The organism is Streptomyces sp. NA04227 (genome assembly GCF_013364195.1).
Taxonomy (GTDB): Bacteria; Actinomycetota; Actinomycetes; order Streptomycetales; family Streptomycetaceae; genus Streptomyces.
In genome coordinates this window covers 7483511-7503043 of sequence record NZ_CP054918.1, presented here as the reverse complement: position 1 = coordinate 7503043, position 19533 = coordinate 7483511, and the positions used below count along the sequence as shown (strand labels likewise).

The 19533-nt window shown below is 71.6% G+C and carries 13 protein-coding genes, 2 tRNA genes and 1 pseudogene; 9 read left to right on the top strand and 7 right to left on the bottom strand.

Features of this window, described 5'->3' with window-relative positions; translation table 11 throughout:
- Positions 1-29: 29 nt before the first annotated feature.
- Positions 30-1175 carry a 4-hydroxyphenylpyruvate dioxygenase gene (gene hppD, locus HUT18_RS31550; RefSeq protein WP_217710587.1) on the bottom strand — a complete coding sequence of 382 codons (1146 nt, stop codon included), beginning with the start codon at positions 1173-1175 and terminating at the stop codon, positions 30-32.
- A gap of 216 nt (positions 1176-1391) precedes the next feature.
- Between hppD and HUT18_RS31545 the strand changes: the two genes are divergently transcribed.
- The gene (locus HUT18_RS31545; RefSeq protein WP_254878892.1) at positions 1392-1874 is read left to right on the top strand and encodes an Lrp/AsnC family transcriptional regulator; all 483 of its coding nucleotides are present in this window, start codon (positions 1392-1394) and stop codon (positions 1872-1874) included.
- 88 nt (positions 1875-1962) lie between these two features.
- Here the strand turns inward: HUT18_RS31545 and HUT18_RS31540 are convergent, their stop codons facing one another.
- Entirely contained in the window at positions 1963-3879 is a 1917-nt protein-coding gene (locus HUT18_RS31540; RefSeq protein WP_176104921.1) for an ABC transporter ATP-binding protein, read from the bottom strand.
- Between the two features lie 315 nt (positions 3880-4194).
- On the opposite strand from HUT18_RS31540, the gene HUT18_RS31535 reads away from it, so the two are divergent.
- A complete protein-coding gene (locus HUT18_RS31535; RefSeq protein WP_254878891.1) occupies positions 4195-5082 on the top strand; it encodes a YbhN family protein in 888 nt (295 codons plus the stop codon).
- A 26-nt stretch (positions 5083-5108) separates the two neighbouring features.
- On the opposite strand, the gene HUT18_RS31530 is transcribed toward HUT18_RS31535, so the two are convergent.
- Positions 5109-5627 (bottom strand): NUDIX hydrolase, encoded by a 519-nt coding sequence (locus HUT18_RS31530; protein WP_176103910.1) that lies wholly within the window; start codon positions 5625-5627, stop codon positions 5109-5111.
- Between the two features lie 217 nt (positions 5628-5844).
- Between HUT18_RS31530 and HUT18_RS34385 the strand changes: the two genes are divergently transcribed.
- From HUT18_RS34385 to HUT18_RS31510, 3 genes are all read left to right on the top strand, one after another.
- Entirely contained in the window at positions 5845-6780 is a 936-nt protein-coding gene (locus tag HUT18_RS34385; RefSeq protein WP_217710533.1) for a DUF664 domain-containing protein, read from the top strand.
- A 325-nt stretch (positions 6781-7105) separates the two neighbouring features.
- Positions 7106-8857, top strand: a complete 1752-nt coding sequence (locus tag HUT18_RS31515) for a M28 family peptidase (RefSeq protein WP_176103909.1) — start codon at positions 7106-7108, stop codon at positions 8855-8857.
- 287 nt (positions 8858-9144) lie between these two features.
- Positions 9145-12039, top strand: a complete 2895-nt coding sequence (locus tag HUT18_RS31510) for a BTAD domain-containing putative transcriptional regulator (RefSeq protein ID WP_176103908.1) — start codon at positions 9145-9147, stop codon at positions 12037-12039.
- 79 nt (positions 12040-12118) lie between these two features.
- On the opposite strand, the gene HUT18_RS31505 is transcribed toward HUT18_RS31510, so the two are convergent.
- Entirely contained in the window at positions 12119-12709 is a 591-nt protein-coding gene (locus HUT18_RS31505) for a M23 family metallopeptidase (RefSeq protein ID WP_176103907.1), read from the bottom strand.
- A 135-nt stretch (positions 12710-12844) separates the two neighbouring features.
- Positions 12845-13267: an ATP-binding protein gene (locus HUT18_RS31500; protein WP_176103906.1), complete on the bottom strand. Its 423-nt coding sequence runs from the start codon at positions 13265-13267 to the stop codon at positions 12845-12847.
- Between the two features lie 190 nt (positions 13268-13457).
- Between HUT18_RS31500 and HUT18_RS31495 the strand changes: the two are divergent.
- Positions 13458-14669 (top strand): annotated as a pseudogene (locus tag HUT18_RS31495) (transcriptional regulator); the annotation flags it as partial.
- 127 nt (positions 14670-14796) lie between these two features.
- Here HUT18_RS31495 and HUT18_RS31490 read toward each other — a convergent pair.
- Positions 14797-14870: transfer RNA gene (locus HUT18_RS31490), tRNA-Pro, on the bottom strand.
- A gap of 152 nt (positions 14871-15022) precedes the next feature.
- On the opposite strand from HUT18_RS31490, the gene HUT18_RS31485 reads away from it, so the two are divergent.
- Together HUT18_RS31485 and HUT18_RS31480 are read left to right on the top strand one after the other, a co-directional pair.
- Positions 15023-15532 (top strand): DUF309 domain-containing protein, encoded by a 510-nt coding sequence (locus tag HUT18_RS31485; RefSeq protein WP_176103905.1) that lies wholly within the window; start codon positions 15023-15025, stop codon positions 15530-15532.
- Positions 15533-15671: 139 nt separating this feature from the next.
- Positions 15672-17768, top strand: a complete 2097-nt coding sequence (locus HUT18_RS31480) for an MDR family MFS transporter (RefSeq protein WP_254879123.1) — start codon at positions 15672-15674, stop codon at positions 17766-17768.
- Between the two features lie 76 nt (positions 17769-17844).
- Here the strand turns inward: HUT18_RS31480 and HUT18_RS31475 are convergent, their stop codons facing one another.
- Complete coding sequence (locus tag HUT18_RS31475) at positions 17845-19032, bottom strand: thiolase family protein (RefSeq protein ID WP_176103904.1); 1188 nt, start codon at positions 19030-19032, stop codon at positions 17845-17847.
- Between the two features lie 261 nt (positions 19033-19293).
- Between HUT18_RS31475 and HUT18_RS31470 the strand changes: the two genes are divergently transcribed.
- A tRNA-Pro gene (locus HUT18_RS31470) sits at positions 19294-19367 on the top strand.
- Positions 19368-19533: the final 166 nt, after the last annotated feature.

Here is a 19533-nt window from a genome sequence, read left to right as displayed (position 1 = left end):
CGGCGCCTGAAGAGGCTGCCGCAGTGTCCTCAGAGGTTGCCGCGTCGCTCCTGCTCCGCCTCGATGGCCTGGAAGAGGGCCTTGAAGTTGCCCTTGCCGAAGCCGAGCGAGCCGTGCCGCTCGATGAGCTCGTAGAAGACGGTCGGCCGGTCGCCGATCGGCTTGAAGAAGATCTGCAGGAGGTAGCCGTCCTCGTCGCGGTCGACGAGGATCTTGCGCTTCTGGAGCTCCTCGATCGGAACGCGGACCTCACCGATGCGCGCGCGCAGCTCGGGGTCCTCGTAGTAGCTGTCGGGCGTGGCCAGGAACTCCACACCGGCGGCGCGCAGTTCGTCGACGGTCTTGAGGATGTCGTTGGTGGCGAGCGCGATGTGCTGCACGCCGGGGCCGTCGTAGAAGTCGAGGTACTCGTCGATCTGCGAGCGCTTCTTGGCGATGGCGGGCTCGTTGAGCGGGAACTTCACGCGGTGGTTGCCGTTGGCGACCACCTTGCTCATCAGGGCCGAGTAGTCGGTGGCGATGTCGTCGCCCACGAACTCCGCCATGTTCACGAAGCCCATGACGCGGTTGTACCAGTCGACCCAGTAGTCCATCTTGCCGAGCTCGACGTTGCCCACGCAGTGGTCGACGGCCTGGAAGATCCGCTTCGGCGCGCCCTCGGGCTTGGTGTACGTACCCTGGCGCTCCACGTAGCCCGGCAGGTACACGCCCTCGTAGCGGGAGCGGTCGACCAGGGTGTGCACGGTGTCGCCGTACGTGGCGAGGGTCGCGGTGCGCACGGTGCCGAACTCGTCGGAGACGTCGTGCGGTTCGACCAGCACGGTGGCGCCCTGGCTGCGGGCGTGCGCCACGCACTTGTCGACGTCGAGCACCTCGAGGGAGACGTCGACGACGCCGTCGCCGTGTTTGCGGTGGTGGTCGAGCAGCGGACTGTCCGGCGTGACGCCGCCCTTGATCACGAAGCGCGCGGAGCCCGACTTCAGGACGAACGCCTTGTGCTCGCGGGTGCCGTGCTCGGGGCCCGCGTAGCCGACGAGCTCCATGCCGAACGCGAACTGGTAGTACAGCGCCGTCTGGGTCGCGTTGCCGACGACGAAGACGACCGCGTCCAGCGCGCGTACGGGGAAGGGGTCCTTGGACTCGTCGTAGTCGACAAGGCCACAGAGCCTCTTCATCTGGTCGAGGCTCACGTCGTCGATCTCGGCCTGCGGCGCGGTCTGCGTCGTCCCTGACATCTAGCCCTCCTAGGCCACGTCACATGGTCACGTGTAGTGAGCCAAGGGTCGTGCAGCAGGAAAAGGTGTGCAAGACTTTCTGTTTGGGCTGGACAGTCTGCCCAGTCCGAGGCCGCGATCGTCGCCCAATGCGCGCAACTTGCCCAGGAGGAAACGGTGTCCGACCGGTCAAACCCCGAAGGCCTGGATTCTCTCGACGCCCGTCTGCTGCTCCTGATGGCCAAGGAGGACCGCATCAGCGTCCTGGAGATCGCGCGCCGCCTGGGCATCGCGCGCGGCACCGCACAGGCCCGGCTGGACAAACTGTTCGCCCGGGGCGTCGTGGAGGGTTTCCCGCCCGCGATGTCGCTGCCCGCGATCGGCTACACGGTGATCGCCTTCGCGGTCGTACAGATCAGCCAGGGCAACCGGCCGCCGGTGATCGAGGCCCTCGACGCCATCGCGGAGGTCTGCGAGGCCCACGCCACCACGGGCGACGCGGACCTCTTCATCCGGATCGCCGCCCGTTCCAACTCCGATCTGCAAAGGGTGATCGACGAGATCGTGACGGTTCCCGGTGTGGAGCGGGTGTCCTCGTCCATCGTGCTGTCCTCGCCGATCCCACTGCGGTCCCGGCAGCTCCTGGAACGTCTGCTCTGAGGCGTCCGCTCTGGGACGTCCGCTGCGAGACGTCCGCCGTGAACTGCCGGAACCTGTTTCCCCCTCGGGCCTCCGGGGCCCGCCCCCCTTACACCGTGACGGCGGCGGGCCCGTCCGTGGCGACCGCTTCCCCGTCGCCCTCTCCCCTGCCCTCGCCGCGGAACTGGGTCCGGTACAACTCGGCGTAGCGCCCGCCCGCCGCGAGGAGTTCCTCGTGCGTGCCCTGCTCGGCGATCTCGCCCGCCTCGATCACGAGGATTTGGTCGGCGGACCGTACGGTCGACAGGCGGTGGGCGATGACCACGGCGGTGCGGCCTTCGAGCGCCTCGGCGAGGGCCTCCTGCACCGCGGCCTCCGAGGTGTTGTCGAGGTGGGCCGTCGCCTCGTCCAGGATCACCACCCGCTGCTCGGCGAGCAGCAGCCGGGCGATGGTCATGCGCTGGCGCTCGCCGCCGGAGAGCCGGTAGCCGCGCTCGCCGACCACCGTGTCGAGGCCGTCGGGCAGGGAACGGACCAGGGCTTCGAGGCGGGCCCGCCGCAGCACGTCCCAGAGCTGCTCCTCGTCGGCGCCGGGCTGTGCGAGCAGCAGGTTGGCGCGGACGGTGTCGTGGAAGAGATGGCCGTCCTGGGTGACCATGCCTAGGGTGCCGCGCAGCGAGGCGGCGGAGAGGTCGCGTACGTCGACGCCGCCGATACGGACCGCGCCCTCGTCGGCGTCGTACAGCCGCGGCAGCAGTTGCGCGATGGTGGACTTGCCCGCCCCCGAGGAGCCGACCAGGGCGATGGTCTGGCCGGGCTCGGCGCGGAAGGAGACGGAGTGCAGCACCTCGGCACCGCCCCGGTTGTCGAGCGAGGCGACCTCTTCGAGGGAGGCGAGGGAGACCTTGTCGGCGGCCGGGTAGGCGAAGCGGACTTTGTCGAACTCGACCGAGACCGGCCCCTCGGGCACCGGCCGCGCGTCCTCCTTCTCCTCGATGAGCGGCCGCAGGTCGAGCACCTCGAAGACCCGCTCGAAGCTGACCAGGGCGCTCATGACCTCGACCCGGGCACCGGCGAGCGCGGTCAGCGGGGCGTAGAGCCGGGTGAGCAGCAGCGCGAGCGAGACCACGGCGCCCGCTTCCAGGCTGCCTTCGAGCGAGTAGTAGCCGCCGAGCCCGTAGACCAGTGCGAGGGCGAGGGCCGAGACCAGGGTGAGCATGGTGATGAACGCGGACTGCGCCATGGCCGTGCGCACCCCGATGTCGCGTACGCGGCGGGCGCGGGCGGCGAACTCCGCGGACTCCTCACCGGGGCGCCCGAACAGCTTGACCAGGGTCGCGCCCGGAGCGGAGAAGCGTTCGGTCATCCGGGTCCCCATCACCGCGTTGAGGTCGGCCGCCTCGCGCTGAAGGGTGGCCATCCGGGCGCCCATCCGGCGCGCCGGCACCACGAACACCGGCAGCAGCACGAGCGAGAGCAGGGTGATCTGCCAGGACAGCGTGAGCATGACGGCGAGGGTGAACACCAGGGTGACGAGGTTCGCGACCACCCCGGACAGGGTGTTGCTGAACGCCCGCTGGGCGCCGATCACATCGTTGTTGAGGCGGCTCACCAGCGCCCCGGTGCGGGTGCGGGTGAAGAAGGCGACCGGCATCCGCTGCACATGGTCGAAGACCGCTGTACGCAGATCCAGGATCAGGCTTTCGCCGAGGTTGGCGGAGAGCCAGCGGCTGACCAGGCCGAGCGCCGCCTCCGCGAGGGCGATCCCGGCGATCAGGAGCGCGAGGCGCACGACCACCCCGGACTCGTCCCCGGAGACGATGGCGTCCACGACCAGTCCCGCGAGGACGGGGGTGGCCACCGCGAGCAGCGCGGTGAGCACGCTCGTCAGGAGGTACTGGGTGAGGCGTCTGCGGTGTGGCTTGGCGAAGTCGAGGATCCGCCCGAGGGTGGCTCGGGAGAAGGGATGGCGCTGCGACTTGGCGTTCATGGCGTTGTACATCTGCGCCCACGCGGTGGTTTCCATGCTCATGCAGGGAAACCTAGAACCTCAACGTTGATTCAGGTCAAGCGCCGCCGAAATCAGGGTCCGCGCCCGCGCGCGAAGCCCGCGCCCCACGCGTCCCACGCGCCCTCGGCCGTCACCGCGCGCCCGCCGCTCCCCGGCCCCCTGGCAGGTCATTGACCAGCGCGTCAGCCCCTGGACCCGTCCCGGCAACCCTTCGTTGGTGCGGCACCGAGAACCTCTGGCGATGTGACGGAAGAACGCGCTCCCCAGGGGCCTGCCCTGCGCCTGGTCCGGCGTCTCCCCCTGAGGCAGATCCTGTGTCTGCTTCCGCTCGTGCTTGTCGGGATCTTCGCCGCGCGCCACTGGCGGGTGCTCGCCGAGGGCTTTCGCGAACTCGGCTCGGCCGAATGGCCCTGGGTCGCCGCGGCCGGTGCCGCCACCTGCCTGGCCTGGGTGGCGGCGGCCTTCTCGCGGCAGGGCGCGGTGGCCGAACCCCTTCCGCCGATGCGCCTGCTCGTGACCCAGTTCGCCTCGGGCACCGCGAACCATCTGCTGCCCACGGGCCTCGGCGCGAGCGCGGTCAACCTGCGCTTCATGACCGTCCACGGCATTCCGGTCGCCCGCTCCACGGCGGCGCTCGCCCTCTATCTCCTCGCGGAGTCGATCGCCCGCGTCGGCCTCCTTGTCGTCCTGCTCCTCGCCTTCCCCGACGCCCTGCGGCTCGGCACCCTGGTGCCCGAGCACGCCATCGCCCCGCTGCTCATCACGCTCGGCGCGCTCACCGTGGCGGCCACGCTGGTGTTCCTCCTCGTACGCCGCGTCCGCGCCCCGGCACTGTCCTTCCTGCGTACGGCGTTCGGCGAGGCGAAGCTCGTCCACACGCGCCCGGCCCGCGTACTCGCGCTGTGGGGCGGTTCGTTCGCCTTCCCGGCCCTCCAGGCGGCCGGTCTCGTGGCGGTGGGCCTCGCCCTCGGACTCGACATCCCCGTCATGCACATGGCTCTCGCCTATCTCGCGGCGACCTGCGCGGTGGCGCTGGTCCCGACCCCGGGCGGCATCGGCTCGGTGGAGGCGGCCCTGGTGGTGGCCCTGGTGGCCGCCGGTTCCCCGGCGGCCGTGGCGACCGCGGTCGTCCTGGGCTTTCGCATCATCACCGTGTGGGTGCCCCTGTTGCCGGGGGCGCTGGTGCTCGGGGCGCTGGTGCGGCTGAAGGTCATCTGAGACCGGAGGTCATACGGGGCCGGGGGTCATACGGGGCCGGGGGGCCATACGGGGCGGGGCTGTGGCCCGGCCTCGGCCACAAAGCCGAGGTCCACTCCGGTGGGCCGCCCGGTGCGCGCCAACTCCGCGAGGATTTCGGGCAGTTGCGGCGGCCAGAGCGCCTCGGTCGGCGCGGCCAGTTCCCCGGGCTCCCACCAACGCCCGCGCTGGATCCGGTCCTCGGCGTGGGCGGCGGCCACATCGCCCTCCAGGTCGCGACGTTCGGTACGGGCCAGGTAGATGTGCTCGTGCTGGCGCACCGGCACACCGGCACGGGTGAAGTCGTGCTCCCACAGACACAGCAGCTCGCCGGGTTCGACGTCCAGCCAGCCGGTCTCCTCACGCAGTTCACGCCGGGCCGCCGCGGCGGGCTCCTCCCCCGGCTCCATGCCGCCGCCGGGCATCGCCCAGTGCACACCGACCTCTTCGTTGTCGTAGCGGAACATGAAGACGGCCCCGGCGGGATCGAGTACGGCGACACGTGCCGCCTGTCGTGGTATGCGCATCGGCACAGCATGCCAAGTACCGGAAGACGCCTCGCAGGTGAGGCCCGGCGCCACCGGCGCTTACCCCCTCATCCGTACACAATCGTCACACCGTATGTACGACAGGCGACAGATCCTCTAACTTGTGCACAGCTGATTGGGGCCAGCTGCCCCGGGCCGAGTTCGGCCCGGAGTTCCGAGGTCATCGGTAGGCGTACCGGGAGCGCGAGGAGTGGTCATGCCTGTCAGCGATGCCGCCATGCCCCAGGGGACGACGTCAGGCCCGGAACCCGGCGGGGAACGCGGAGCGGGCATGATGCGCGCCGCGCCGAGGACCCTCTCGGGCTGGGCGGAATTCGGACGGCTGCTGCGGCATCTGCGGCGCCGGGCCGGACTCACCCAGTCCCAGCTGGGCCTGCGGCTCGGCTACCACCACAGCCTGATCAGCAAATGGGAGAGCGGCCTGCGCGAACTGCCCGCGCCGCTGGTGGCCCGGCTCGACACGGTGCTCGGCACCGGCGGCGAACTCGGCGCGGCCGAGGCCCGGTTGCGGGCCGCGGGCTCTGCACCGCGCCCGCTCACCGCCGTGGTCCCCGCTCCGGCCCGCCCGCCCTCACGCCCGGACACACCGGCCGTGCGGCACCTGGACGAGCACGGCAGGCCCGAGCCGCCGCTCGCGGCCGACGAGACCGCCACCCTGCTCGGCTTCCTCGACCACCAGCGGGCGACGCTGGCATGGAAGTGCGAGGGACTCGACGAAGCGGGGCTGCGGGCGACGGTCGCCACCTCCTCGCTCACCCTCGGCGGCATGCTCAAGCACCTCGCCTGCGTGGAGGACCGGTGGTGCTCCCACTGGCTGCACGGCCGCGATCCGCACCCGCCCTGGGACACCGTGGACTGGGCGGCCGACCCCGACTGGGACTGGAACTCGGCCGCCGGGGACAGCCCACGGCAACTGCGCACACTGTGGCGCGATTCGGTGACACGCTCGCGCCGCCTGGTCGCGGAGGCCCTCGCCGAGAGCGGCCCCGAACGCCTCGCCCTGCGCGCACGGCCCGACGGCAGCAGGGCGAGCCTGCGCTGGATCCTGTGCCACCTCATCGAGGAGTACGCCCGTCACAACGGTCACGCCGACCTGATCCGGGAGTCCGTGGACGGCCGCACCGGGGCATGAGCGCCTGACGGCAACCCGTACCCGATTACCGGACACAACTTGCCGCTTTTTGACCGCTCTTCGTGGACGCCGACAAGCCGTTGACGCGCGCGGGCGCGGGGTGTGAATGTCCCGGAGCACAAGCATGGGCATGCCACACCGACGGTCCCGATCCGCACTCGGGGCCACGGCCGCGGCCTGTCCCGGCCAGCATCTCCGTACGCCCGCCCGGCCCGGCACACCCCCGCCCGCACACGGGGGAGGCCGTGCGCGCGTGCACCGCACCGCGTACGCCTCGGTACCGCTCAGGCAGCGGAACCGGCACCTCTCAACCCCACAAGGAGCCATGGTGCTACGAAGACTCAGCCTCGCCGGCCTCTCGCTGGCCGTGACGCTCGGCCTGGCCACCCTGCCGGCCGCCTCCGCGACGGCCACCGACCAGAGCGGCAAGGCCGCCGCCGCCGGCCAACTCGCCTCCGCGGCGCCGGACATCGACATCACGAAGGTGCGCGCGCACCTCACCGAGTTCAGCGACATCGCCGCCCGCAACGGCGGCAACCGCCGTTCCACCGGCCAGGGCTACCGCGACTCCGTCGCCTATGTGAAGGGCAAGCTGCAGGCCGCCGGGTACACGGTGACCGAGCAGCCCTGCACCTCGGGCTGCACCAGTGGCGCCGGGCCCAACCTGATCGCCGAGTGGCCCAAGGGCGACGCCGCCAAGGTGTACATGTTCGGCGCCCACCTGGACGGCGTCTCGTCCGGACCCGGCATCAACGACAACGCCTCCGGCAGCGCGGCCCTCCTGGAGACCGCGCTGACGCTCGCCGCACAGAACCCGAACATGACCAACCGGGTCCGCTTCGGCTGGTGGACCGACGAGGAGCAGGGACTCAACGGCTCCGACTTCTACGTGCGTTCGCTGACCTCCGCCCAGCGCTCGGCGATCAAGGCGTACTACAACTTCGACATGATCGCCTCGCCCAACGGCGGCTACTTCATCAACCACATCAACTCCACCGCCGCCCAGCCGATGAAGGCGTACTGGGACTCCCTGAACCTCCAGCCGGAGGAGAACACCGAGGGCGCGGGCCGCTCCGACGACTACTCCTTCGAGCAGTACTCCATCCCCACCTCGGGCTACGCGATGGGCGCCAGCGCCCGCAAGACCTCCGCGCAGGCGAGCAAGTGGGGCGGCACGGCGGGCGCGGCCTACGACGGCTGCTACCACTCGCGCTGCGACGACATCAACAACGTCAACGTCACCGGCCTGGACCGCAGTGCCGACGGCATCGCCCACACCCTGTGGTCCCTCGCCGCCTCCGCCGAGACGCCCGCCGACGACTTCTCCGTCGCGGCGAGCCCCACCAGCGGCAGCGCCGACCCCGGCACCTCGCTGACCTCCACGGTGAGCACCACGACCACCAAGGGCTCGGCACAGAGCGTGCAGCTTTCCGCCTCCGGCGCGCCTTCCGGGGTCGGTGTCTCCTTCAGCCCCTCCACGGTGACCTCGGGCCAGTCGTCCACGGCCACCATCACGGTGGGCTCCTCGGTGGCCCCCGGCACCTACCCCCTGACCTTCACCGCCACCGGAACGGTCACCCGCACCGCCACGTACACCCTCACCGTCAAGGGCTCGGGCAGCTGCCAGGCCGCCCAGCTGATGTCCAACGGCGGCTTCGAGAGCGGCACTTCGCCCTGGAGCGGCGACACCGGCACCATCGGCGCGCACAATGGTCAGGCGGCGCACGGCGGCACCCGCTTCGCCTGGCTCGGCGGCTACGGACGCAGCGAGAGCGACACCCTCAGCCAGACGGTGACCGTTCCGGCGGGCTGTGACCGGGCGAGCCTGACGTACTGGCTGCACATCGACACCGCCGAGACCGAGAACACCGTCTACGACCGCTTCACGGTCAAGGCCGGCACCACCACTCTCGCGACCCTGTCCAACAAGGACGCGGCGAGCGGATACCAGCAGCGCACCCTCGCCCTCGACGGCTACGCGGGCAAGCAGGTCACCCTGACCTTCTCCGCCACCGAGGACTCCAGCCTCCAGACCAGCTTCGTCCTGGACGACGTGGAGGTGAGGACCGGGGGCTGATCCCGCACGCGCCCCCACGGAAGACCGGGCGGTGCGGCAGCCGAAGCAGGCTGCCGCGCCGCCCGGTGCTTTGCCACCCGGCGCCGCCTTGCCGCTCGGTGCTGTGACCGCTCCGTGCTGTGCTGCTCCGCGCCGTGCCGCTCCTGGCAGCAACTTTGCTACGGCTTGCGCCAGTTGGCGATCACGGGATCACAACGAGGCAGCCGAGGCAGGGGTGAACTCCTGTCCGGCGTCTTCGCCTGCCAGTAGCCTGAGCCGCAGCCACGGACTCGTGCGGAGGCACACGGATGGGGGATCCGACCTTCGGGGTGCTCGGACCGCTCCAGGTACGCGGAGCACAGGGCCCGGTCCGGGTGGGCGGCCCCAAGCCCCGCGCCCTGCTGGCCACTCTGTTGCTCCAGCCGGGGCGCTTCGTCTCCGTCGATGTGCTGACCGAGGTCCTGTGGCCGGGCGGCGCGCCCCGGTCCGCCGTCGCCAATGTCCGCACCTACGTACACGCCCTGCGCCGCACGCTGTCCGCCGCCGGGATCGCCACCGACGGACTCGGCACCCAGCCCTCGGGCTACACGCTCGACCTGCCGCCCGAGGCGTGCGACCTCCTCCTCTTCGAGCGGCGGCTGCACCGGGCACGCGTCGCGCGCGACGAGGGCGACGCCGCCGCTGCCCTGAGCGGTTACGAGTCGGCGCTCGCGCTGTGGCGCGGCGGTGTGCTGCAGGACGTGCCGTCCAGCGTGGTGTGGGATCCGGCGGTCGCCCACCTCGAGGAACGGCGCGCGAGCGCCGCCGACGAGTGCCTCGAAGTGCGTCTCGGCCTCGGCGACTACGCGCCGCTGATCACCGAGCTGCGCACCCGGCTCGGCGAGGATCCACTGCGCGAGGACCTGTGGCAGATGCTGATCCGAGCCCTGCACGGCGCGGGCCGCACGGCCGAGGCCAGGTCGGCGTACGCGCGCGCGGCGGAGCTCCTGGCGGCCGAACTCGGCATCGAGCCGGGCGCCTCGCTGCGCGCCCTCGGCGAGGAGATCAACGAGTACGGACGCCTCGGGCTGCGCCGCCCCGCCCCTCCGGCGCCCGTGAGCCAACTCCCCATCGACATACCGGACTTCACCGGCCGCCGCGAGGAACTCGCGGCACTGGAAGGACTGCTCTCCAAGGCCGGAGGACAGCCGGTGGTCGTGGTGCTCACCGGTCCGCCGGGGGCGGGAAAGTCGACCTTGGCGGTCCACGCGGCCCACCGGATGCGCCACCACTTCCCCGACGGGCAACTCTTCGTCGACCTCGGCGGGATGAGCGGGCGGCCGCGCGACCCGGCCGCTGTCCTGGCGGAGCTGCTGCGCGGTCTCGGCGTGCACGACAGTGCCGTACCGGCCGAGACCGCGGAACGCGCCGCGCTGTTCCGCTCCCGTCTCGCACAGCGGCGCTTCCTCCTGGTCCTGGACGACGCCGCCAGCAGCGCGCAGGTGCGCCCGCTGCTGCCGGGCACCGGCGGTTCGGCGGTCCTGGTCAGCTCGCGCCGCCGGATGCCGGGCCTGCCCGCGCACCACTGCCCGCTCGTCCTCATGACACGCGAGGACGCCCGGGCGCTCCTCGGCGCGATCGTCGGGTCCGAGCGGCTGCGCGCGGAGAGCACGGACGCCGACCGGGTGCTCGACGGCTGCGGTTCGCTGCCGCTCGCCGTGCGGATCGCCGGGTCACGGCTCGCGAACCGCCCCGGCTGGAGCATCGGCACCCTCGCCGACTGCCTGGACGACGAACGCGGCCGTCTCGACCAGCTCCGGACCGGCGACATGGAGGTACGGGCGGGCGCCGAGCTGAGCTACCGGTATCTGCCCGGACCCGCGGCGACGGCCTTCCGCGCCTTCGGAGATCTCACCGAGGAGACGGTGCCCGGCTGGCTGGTCGCCGCCGCGGCAGGCCTCGCCGACGACGCGGCCGGCGTGCTGGAGACCCTGCTCGACGAACACCTGGTCGAGACCGTCGGCGCCGACCGGCTGGGGCTCCAGCGCTACCGGATGCACGACCTGCTGCGCTGCTGCGCCCGCGAACTCGCCGACCGGGAGGACTCCGGTGTCCGGCTGCGGCGCCGTCTGAGGGTGACCGATTCGCTCATCTCCCTTGCCCGGACGGCGAATTCGGCGATGCCCACGCACTTTCTCGGCATACTCGGCCGGCCCGAGACGCCGTCCGGCCCCGCCGCCGCCGTCGCGCCCCGCGTGCGTGCCGCACCCCTGGAGTGGTTCGAGAGCGAACGCCGGATCCTCGTGGGCGGCGTCGAGTCCGCGCTACGGCTCGGTCTGGTCTCCCGCGCCGCCGATCTCGCCATCGAGCTCGCCGGGTTCTTCGACCTGCGTTTCGCGTACGACGACTGGCTGCGCACCCATCAACTCGTCGTGGACGCCATGGAGTCACCGGCCGACGTCCGGGCGGCCGCGCTGCTGCGCAACCTGGGGCAGCTGCACTTCTACCAGGACCGGTACACCAAGGCACTCGCCTCCTTCGACCGTTCGCGCGCGGTCTTCGCCTCGCTCGGCCATCCTTCCGGCGAGGCGACGGCGACGGTGGGCGCCGGATCGGTGTACCGCGTACGCGACGAACTCGACGCCGCACTACGGCTGTTCACCGAGGCGCTGCACCTGTTCGGTGCGGCAGGTGACCGGCATGGCGAGGCGGTGGCCTGCAACGCGATCGCCTCGGTGTGGCTGAAACGCCAGGACCCGCTCTCCGCACGGCCCTGGCTGGACGACGCCCTGCGTCTGGCGCGCGAGGTCGGCGACCGGCACCGCGAGGCGCAAGTACGCCGCCGCATCGCGGCATTGCACCAGCTGTGCGACCAACCGGCCCTGGCGCAGGTCGAGTTGGAACTGGCACTGGGCATCTTCGACGAACTCGCGGACACCCACTGCGCGGCGTACGTACAACAAAGCATCGGCGAGTTGTACTGGCGCCAGGGCAACGCGGGCCGCGCCTCCGCGCTGCTCGCCGGTGCGCTGGCGGTGCAACAGCAGCTCGGCGACCGCCCCGCCGAGGCACAAGTCGCCTGTCTGCTCGGCGAGTTGCACCACGCCACCGGCCGGGAGACCACCGCACGGCGCTACTTCCACCGCTCCCTGTCGACCTATCGGCGGCTCGGCTCCCGGGAACGCGCCGAGGTGGTGGGCGCGCACTTGCGCGCGCTGCGCTGAGCGGCCGTGACGCGCGTAGCGAGAACGGCGACTCGACCGTACCCGCTACGCGCCCTCGGCCGACCCAACGGCCGGATGCTCAGCAGTTGTTGGTGCTGGTCTGATAGCGCGTGAGGTAGTCGCTCCAGGTGACGCCCTGGACGACCGCGACGACGACGGAGCCGTCGTGGATCTGCTCGTAGTGCAGATGCGGCGAGAGGTCGTAGATCGCGGAGGACGCACCGACCTCACCTATCAACTGCCCCTGCGTCACATGGGCGCCCTTGGCCACCGAACGGGTCTTCAGATGCGCGTACCGGGTGCGCCAGCCATTGCCGTGCCCGATGACGATCGTGTGGCCGTAGCCGGTGTCCGTCGCGTAGTACGAGGCGAGGACCTCTCCCCCGGCGCTGGCGAGCACACGGCGGCCGAGGTCGTCCGGGCTCCCGCTCGCGTCGTAGTGGTTCCAGTCGATGGAGTGGGCGGGGCTGTGTCCGTTCCAGTTGCTGCCGCGCCAGCTCTGGCCACAGCGGAACGGCAGCTTGAACCCGGGCCTGGCGGCGGCGCTCACCTCGGTCACCGAGGTGCCGTCCTGCGGCGCGGCCATGGCCGCCGGGGCCGCCACGCCGAGGGCGGCGACGGAGGCGAGGGCGCTCAGGGCGGCCAGGAGACGGCGGGAATGTCTGGGCATGCTTTTCCCCTTGTCGTCGGAAGACGGGGGGATTCAAGGGGGCGGACATACAAAGCGGATACACGCCCGTGCGACACGACGAAGCGCGGGCGCGGTGGGCTCGGCCAGGGCTTCGCCGGCGGGTCTCTCCGGTGGTCATCCCCGGCCCGCCAGCTCCGCCCACACGATCTTGCCCCAGCGCCGTTCATCGGTGCCCCAGTCGGCCGCGAGTGCGGCCACCATGAACAGGCCGCGTCCGTCCTCCGCGTCGTCCTTTGGCGCGCGTGGCCGGGGCAGTTCCCGGGAGAAGTCCGCGACGGCGACGCGCACCGTCCGCACGGCGGTGCGCTCCACCACCACGCGGATGACCTCCCCCCGTGCGTGCTGGACGGCGTTGGCGACCAACTCCGTGACGACCAGGGCGCTTTCCTCGGCCAGCTCTTCCAGGCCCCAGCGAGAAGTGGCGGTGTTCATCAGGCGCCGGGCGGCAGCAGCGCTCTCGGGCTCGCTCGGCAGGGTCTCGCTGTACCTGAGCCTGAGACGCCCGGTCGGACAGGCCCGCGTTGCAGGTTGCGGCATATCGGTCTGCTTCCTCGGATCGGCCGAGCCCCGGGGCCGGTCGCACGGTCGCCGGGGCGCTATGTCCTCAGGTAACCGGGGGGCGTGAAGGAGCGAAGGAGCCGACCAGGGGGCCAGGGAGGGGCCACACTGGATCCGGAAGGGGGCCGACATGGGCGAAACGACCGAGTGACGCCGCCAGTTCGGCGCCTACCTGGCCGGTCTGCGGCGGCACTCCGGCCGCTCGCAGCGGCAGTTCGCCACCACGTTGTGCGCGGTGTCGGGCACCCATTCGATCACGCGGAACGAGGTCTCCCGATGGGAGCGCGGCGAGCGCATCCCGGATGTGTGGCTGCCCACCTTCGCCCAGGTGCTCGGGGTGCCGCAGCACGAGTTGGAGCAGGCGGCCGCGTACGCCCGGGGGGATGCTTCGGCCACCCTGCCCGGGGTGGCGGCGACTCTGGCGGACCTGCTGCCCGACGTGGACGCGCTGGACGCTTCGGCATCCCCCCGCGGCCGTCGGATCGGCATCACCACCGTAGAAGGTCTGGCTGCCCGGGTTCATGGCCTCCGGCTCGCCGATGACGTGCTGTCCGGCGGGGACTTGATCGGCCCGGCGTTCCGTGAGCTGTGCGCCGCCGTCCGGCTGTACCGCGAGTCCGCGCACTCCGAGGAGACGGGGCGCGGACTGATGGTGCAGATCGGGGAGTTGGGGCAGATCGCCGGGTGGATCGCCTCGGACGCCGGGCGCGGTGCGGACGCGTATCGCGCCTACCGGCTGGGAATATCGGCCGCCCGGCAGGCCGGGGACGCGACGCTGGTGGCGCAGCTCGCGGGCAGCCTCGGCTATCACCTGTCGAACAACGGCCGAGAGCGAGAGGGCCTGGAGTTGGCCAGGGCAGCCGTGGCCGAAGCCGGACCGGACGCCCCGGTCACGACGCGCGCGTTGTTCCTCGACCGTGTGGCCTGGGCCCACACGCGCGCGGGCGAGGCGCAACCAGCCCTGCGGGCGCTAGGGCAGGCGCACGCCGCCATGGACCGCGCGGACGACTCTCCGGCGCCCTCCTGGGCGTACTGGGTGAACCGCGCGGAACTCGAGGTCATGGACGCCCGCGTGCTCACCGAGCTGCGCCGTCCACTGCGCGCCGTCCCGCTGCTCCAGGACGTACTGGGGCGCTACGACGCCAGCCACGCCCGGGAAGTGGCGCTGTACCGGTCGTGGCTGGCGGTGGCCCTGGCCGACGCGAACGAACCCGAGCAGGCCGCTGAAGAGGCCCGCCGGGTCATCGACGGGTCCGGGGATCTGTCCTCGGAGCGCACGGCGGAGCGGGCCCGGACGGTCCTGCACCGGCTGAAGGAGTACGAGGACGTGCCCGAGGTGCGCGAAGTGCTCTCCGACTACGGGCACTTGCTGCTCGTCTGACATCCCGTTCCCGGACGCCCCGACTTCTCGTGCGTGATCGCGTACGAGAGCGGCGGCCCCGGGAAAACGACCGAGGGGCCGCATCGGATCACTCCGACACGGCCCCTCGGCCCACGACTTCGAAAAGTCGGGACGACAGGATTTGAACCTGCGACCCCTTGACCCCCAGTCAAGTGCGCTACCAAGCTGCGCCACGTCCCGGTGCATGTCCCGCCGGAACCCGTCGTGATCATGCGTGCAGAACTTTACCCCACCACCGCCGTTCCCTTCGAATTCGGCCCCTGGTGGGGGCGGAGGTCACCGGCGCTTCCCGTGCCGGATGCCCGGCAGGCCCGGTGCCCCACAATCGGAGCATGAGCGAAACACCGGCCGACCGTGACCGCGACTCCGAGGGCCGGGCCCGCAGCGCCCGGCCGCGCGACGGGCTCGGGCGCCCGCTGCCGCACGGCGCCGAGGGCGTGGAGCGCCAGCCCGAGGGCGTCGCCCGTACGCCGGAGCAGACCGTCGACGAGGCGCGGCGCCTGTTCGCCGCGGGCCGCCCCTTCCACGCGCACGAGGTCTTCGAGGACGCCTGGAAGTCGGGGCCCGCGGCCGAGCGTGCGCTGTGGAAGTCCCTCGCCCAGCTCGCCGTCGGACTGACCCACGGCGCGCGCGGCAACGCCACGGGCGGGGCACGGCTGCTGCGACGGGGAGCCGCCGGGATCGAGGAGTGGTCGCACGACAGCGCACAGGCCCGTCCGTACGGGCTCGGCCTCGCCGAACTCGCCGACTGGGCGCGGGACTTGGCGACCCTGCTGGACGAGGACGGTGGCCCGCTCGACCCGGCGGCGCACGCCCCGGCGCTCGGCTCAGCGCACAGCTGAGAGCACGACTGAGGGGGCGGCTGAGGGCACGACTGGTGGCACGGAAGCGGCTGCCGGCGCATTGTCCCCGTCTGTCCCCGTCACCGCAGCGGACCGCCCCACGGTGCGCCCGGTCCGGTGGGATGTGAGGGTGGCCGATGTGACCACCAGCGCGGACGTTCCCGACGCCGGGGCCGGACCGGCCGCCGGGACCGGGGCGCCGCCTGTCCTGGACAGCCGACGGCGGAACATCGTCTTCGCCACGATCATGCTGGGGGTCCTGCTCGCCGCGCTCGACCAGACGATCGTCGGGACCGCGCTGCCCACCATCGTCGCCGACCTCGGCGGCGGCTCGCACATGTCGTGGGTGGTGACCTCGTACCTGCTCACCGAGACCGTCTCGACCGTGCTCGTCGGAAAGTTCGGCGACCTGTTCGGGCGCAAGCTGGTCTTCCAGGTCTCGGCCGTCGTGTTCATCACCGGGTCGTTCCTGTGCGGACTCGCCACCAACATGCTTCTGCTCATCGCCTGGCGAGCGCTGCAGGGTATCGGCGCGGGCGGTCTGATGGTGACCGCGATCGCGCTCATCGCGGACGTCATCCCTCTTCGCGACCGCGGCAAGTACCAGGGCGCGATCGGCGCGGTGTTCGGCATCGCCACGGTTGTCGGGCCGCTGCTCGGCGGCCTGTTCACGGACCATCTGACATGGCGCTGGGCCTTCTACATCAATGTGCCGCTCGCGATTCTGGTCGTCTTCGCGGCCGCCCGCACGATCCCGCAGGTACGGGCCGTCGCACGCCCGGTGATCGACTACCTGGGCATCGCGCTGGTCGCCGTCGGCGCGAGCGCCCTGATCCTGGCGACCAGTTGGGGCGGAAACGAGTACGCCTGGAGCTCCGGGGTGATCCTCGGCCTGTTCGCCGCGGGGCTCGTGGCGCTCGGCCTGTTCTGCTGGGCCGAGACCCGCGCCGCCGAACCGACGCTCCCGATGCGGCTGTTCGCCAATCCGGTGTTCACCGTCTGCTCGGTGCTCAGCTTCATCGTGGGCTTCGCCTTGTTCGGCGCGCTGGTCTTCCTGCCGACGTATCTGCAGTACGTGGACGGGGACTCGGCAACCCTCTCCGGCGTACGCACCCTGCCCATGGTGCTCGGCCTGCTCATCGCCTCCGTGGCCAGCGGCCACGTGGTCGGCCGCACCGGGCACTACCGCGCCTTCCCGATCGTGGGCTGTCTGGTGATGGCGCTCGGTCTGTTCCTGCTCTCCCTGATGGGTCCCGGCACCGACGCCTGGCTCGGGTCGCTCTACATGGTCGTCCTCGGCGCCGGCGTCGGCCTGTCCATGCAGGTCCTGACGATCGCGGTGCAGAACACGGTGGACTACGCCGACCTGGGCACCGCCACCTCGGGCGTCACCTTCTTCCGCACGCTGGGCAGCGCGTTCGGCACGGCGGTGTTCGGGACGATCTACGCCAACACCCTGCGGCCGAACCTGGAGGGCGGCATCGCCGACGCCGTCAGCGCCTCGGAACTGCCTCCGGAGGCGGTCGCGCGGGCGGCCGAGAGCCCCACGGGGGTGCACGCGCTGCCGGGCCCCGCCGCCCGGCCGATCGTCGACGCCTACGCCGAGACCCTGCAGACGGTCTTCCTGTGGACCGTGCCGGTGGTGCTGGCCGGATTCGCGGTGGCCATGTTCCTGAAGCAGGTGCGGCTCCGGGACACCGCGCGGGCGGGCTCGAACGACATGGGCGAGGCCTTCGCCTCACCCTCGGGGCCTTCCTCGCAGCCACTGCTCGAACTCGCGGTCGCCAAGGTCGTACGGGCCTCGGGGCCCGGCACGCTGCGCACCGTCGTCGCCCGCTCCGGCACCCGTCTCGATGTCGCCGGCGCCTGGGCCGTGATGCAGGTCGAACTGCTCACGCGGATGGTCGGGCACGCGAGCATCGGCCTGACGGCGGCCCGCCACCACCTGCCGCCGGAGGTGCTCCAGCCCGTGTTCCAGCGGATGGTCGACGAGGGGTATCTGACGCGGGAGGGCGCGTACTTCTCGCAGACCGCGGCGGGGGCGCGGGAGGCCGCGCTACTCGGCTCGGCCTGGGCCCAGTGGCTCAACAGCCGCCTGTCGGAGGAGGTGCCCCGGCCCGACGACCGCCAACTGCGCAGCGCCCTCGACACGATCGCCAAGCGCATGCTCGCCGAGGACCTCTCCGAGGACGGCTGGCGGGCCGGGCACGCGCTCTCGGCGGTGAGCGGACGCTGAGGCGGTGGAGTACGGGCGCCCGGCGCATGGCCGCGCCCGTACCCAACTGCCCTTTGTCGCCCGGGTTTTCTCTGCCTCAGTCCTTGGCGACGAGTACCGCGGTGCCCTGGCCCACGCCCACGCACATGGTGGCCAGGCCCCTGCTGGTGCCGTTGCGGCGCATGCGGTGCAGCAACGTGGTGAGGATGCGCGCGCCGGAGGAGCCGAGGGGGTGGCCGAGGGCGAGGGCGCCGCCGGTCGGGTTGACCAGTTCGGGGTCGATGCCGAGGGTGTCCACGCAGGCGAGCGCCTGGGCCGCGAACGCCTCGTTGAACTCGGCCTCCTCGATGTCCGCCACGGACCAGTCGCTACGGGCCAGGGCCTTGCGGGTGGCCGGGACCGGGCCAATGCCCATCACGTCGGGGTGCACACCGGCCGAGGCACCGGCGACGTACCGTCCGAGCGATTCGAGGCCGAGCTCGTTCAGGACGTCCTCGGTGACCAGGAGCAGTCCGGCGGCGCCGTCGTTCATCGGCGAGGTGTTGCCCGCGGTGACCGTGCCGCCCGCGCGGTAGACGGGTTTGAGCGAGGCCAGCTTCTCCAGCGAGGTGTTCTCACGAATGCACTCGTCGCTGTCCACGACCACGCCGTCGGGCCGGGTCACCGGCAGGATCTCGGCGTCGAAGAGGCCGTTCTTGCGCGCCTCGGCGGCGAGCTGGTGGCTGCGCAGGGCGAAGGCGTCCTGGCGCTCGCGGCTGATGGAGTAGCGCTCGGCGACCTCCTCGGCCGTCTCTCCCATCGCGAGGACCCCGTGCAGTTCCTTCATCCGCGGGTTGGTGATCCGCCAGCCGAGCCGGGTGTCGAAGGTCTCCATCCGGTGCGGCAGCGCCTCGTCGGGGCGAGGCAGGACGAACGGGGCGCGGCTCATGGACTCCGAGCCGCCCGCGAGGACGATGTCCGCGTCACCACTGGCGACCGCGCGCGCGGCGGTGGTCACGGCCTCCAGGCCGGAGGCGCACAGACGGTTGACGGTCGCACCGGGCACCGACTCGGGCAGCCCGGCGAGCAGGACCGCCATCCGGGCCACATTGCGGTTGTCCTCCCCCGCCTGGTTGGCGGCGCCCCAGTACACGTCGTCGATACGGGCCGGGTCGAGCGCGGGCACATCGGCGAGCACACCCTTGACGACCCCCGCGGCCAGGTCGTCGGGTCGTACGGAGGAGAGCGAACCGCGCAGCTTCCCGATCGGGGTGCGGCGGGCGGCGACGAAATGGACGGGACGCACGATGGGGTTCTCCTAGTCGAGGGTCCGGGGTGTCCGGGCTGCCGAGCGCACGTCTTCGCCGGGGAACACCTCGGCTCCGGAGCGCCCGTAAATTAGCACTGCTAGTTTAGGACTATAGTCCGCCGACTCCCCGCCGGGAAGCCCCTCTGCGGCCCGCCCGGTGACGGTAGCCGGGGCGAAAGGCGTGCGCGACCACCACCGCGAGTGCGGTATGGTTTCTTTGCGCGTTCGGCCGGGGGAAAGCCCAGGTCAGACGAGCACCGGGACGTGGCGCAGCTTGGTAGCGCACTTGACTGGGGGTCAAGGGGTCGCAGGTTCAAATCCTGTCGTCCCGACTTTTCGAAGTCGCATACGAGAGGCCGCACTGGATCAATTCCAGTGCGGCCTTTCGTCGTTGACGTGCGCGTACGCACAAGGCGTGCGCCCGCCTCGGGCACACGCCTCGCGCTTTGGCCACGGCCAGTTGACGGCCCGAGGCCGGGCGGCCGGGACGAGACCGCC

What these genes read in the sequence shown, in the direction of transcription:
- HUT18_RS31485 (WP_176103905.1), top strand. Translation starts at nt 15,023, where the DNA reads ATGAGCGAAACACCGGCCGACCGTGACCGCGACTCCGAGGGCCGGGCC.
- HUT18_RS31540 (WP_176104921.1), bottom strand. Translation starts at nt 3,879, where the DNA reads ATGGAAACCACCGCGTGGGCGCAGATGTACAACGCCATGAACGCCAAG.
- HUT18_RS31505 (WP_176103907.1), bottom strand. Translation starts at nt 12,709, where the DNA reads ATGCCCAGACATTCCCGCCGTCTCCTGGCCGCCCTGAGCGCCCTCGCC.
- HUT18_RS31515 (WP_176103909.1), top strand. Translation starts at nt 7,106, where the DNA reads ATGGTGCTACGAAGACTCAGCCTCGCCGGCCTCTCGCTGGCCGTGACG.
- hppD (WP_217710587.1), bottom strand. Translation starts at nt 1,175, where the DNA reads ATGAAGAGGCTCTGTGGCCTTGTCGACTACGACGAGTCCAAGGACCCC.
- HUT18_RS31500 (WP_176103906.1), bottom strand. Translation starts at nt 13,267, where the DNA reads ATGCCGCAACCTGCAACGCGGGCCTGTCCGACCGGGCGTCTCAGGCTC.
- HUT18_RS34385 (WP_217710533.1), top strand. Translation starts at nt 5,845, where the DNA reads ATGCCTGTCAGCGATGCCGCCATGCCCCAGGGGACGACGTCAGGCCCG.
- HUT18_RS31510 (WP_176103908.1), top strand. Translation starts at nt 9,145, where the DNA reads ATGGGGGATCCGACCTTCGGGGTGCTCGGACCGCTCCAGGTACGCGGA.
- HUT18_RS31530 (WP_176103910.1), bottom strand. Translation starts at nt 5,627, where the DNA reads ATGCGCATACCACGACAGGCGGCACGTGTCGCCGTACTCGATCCCGCC.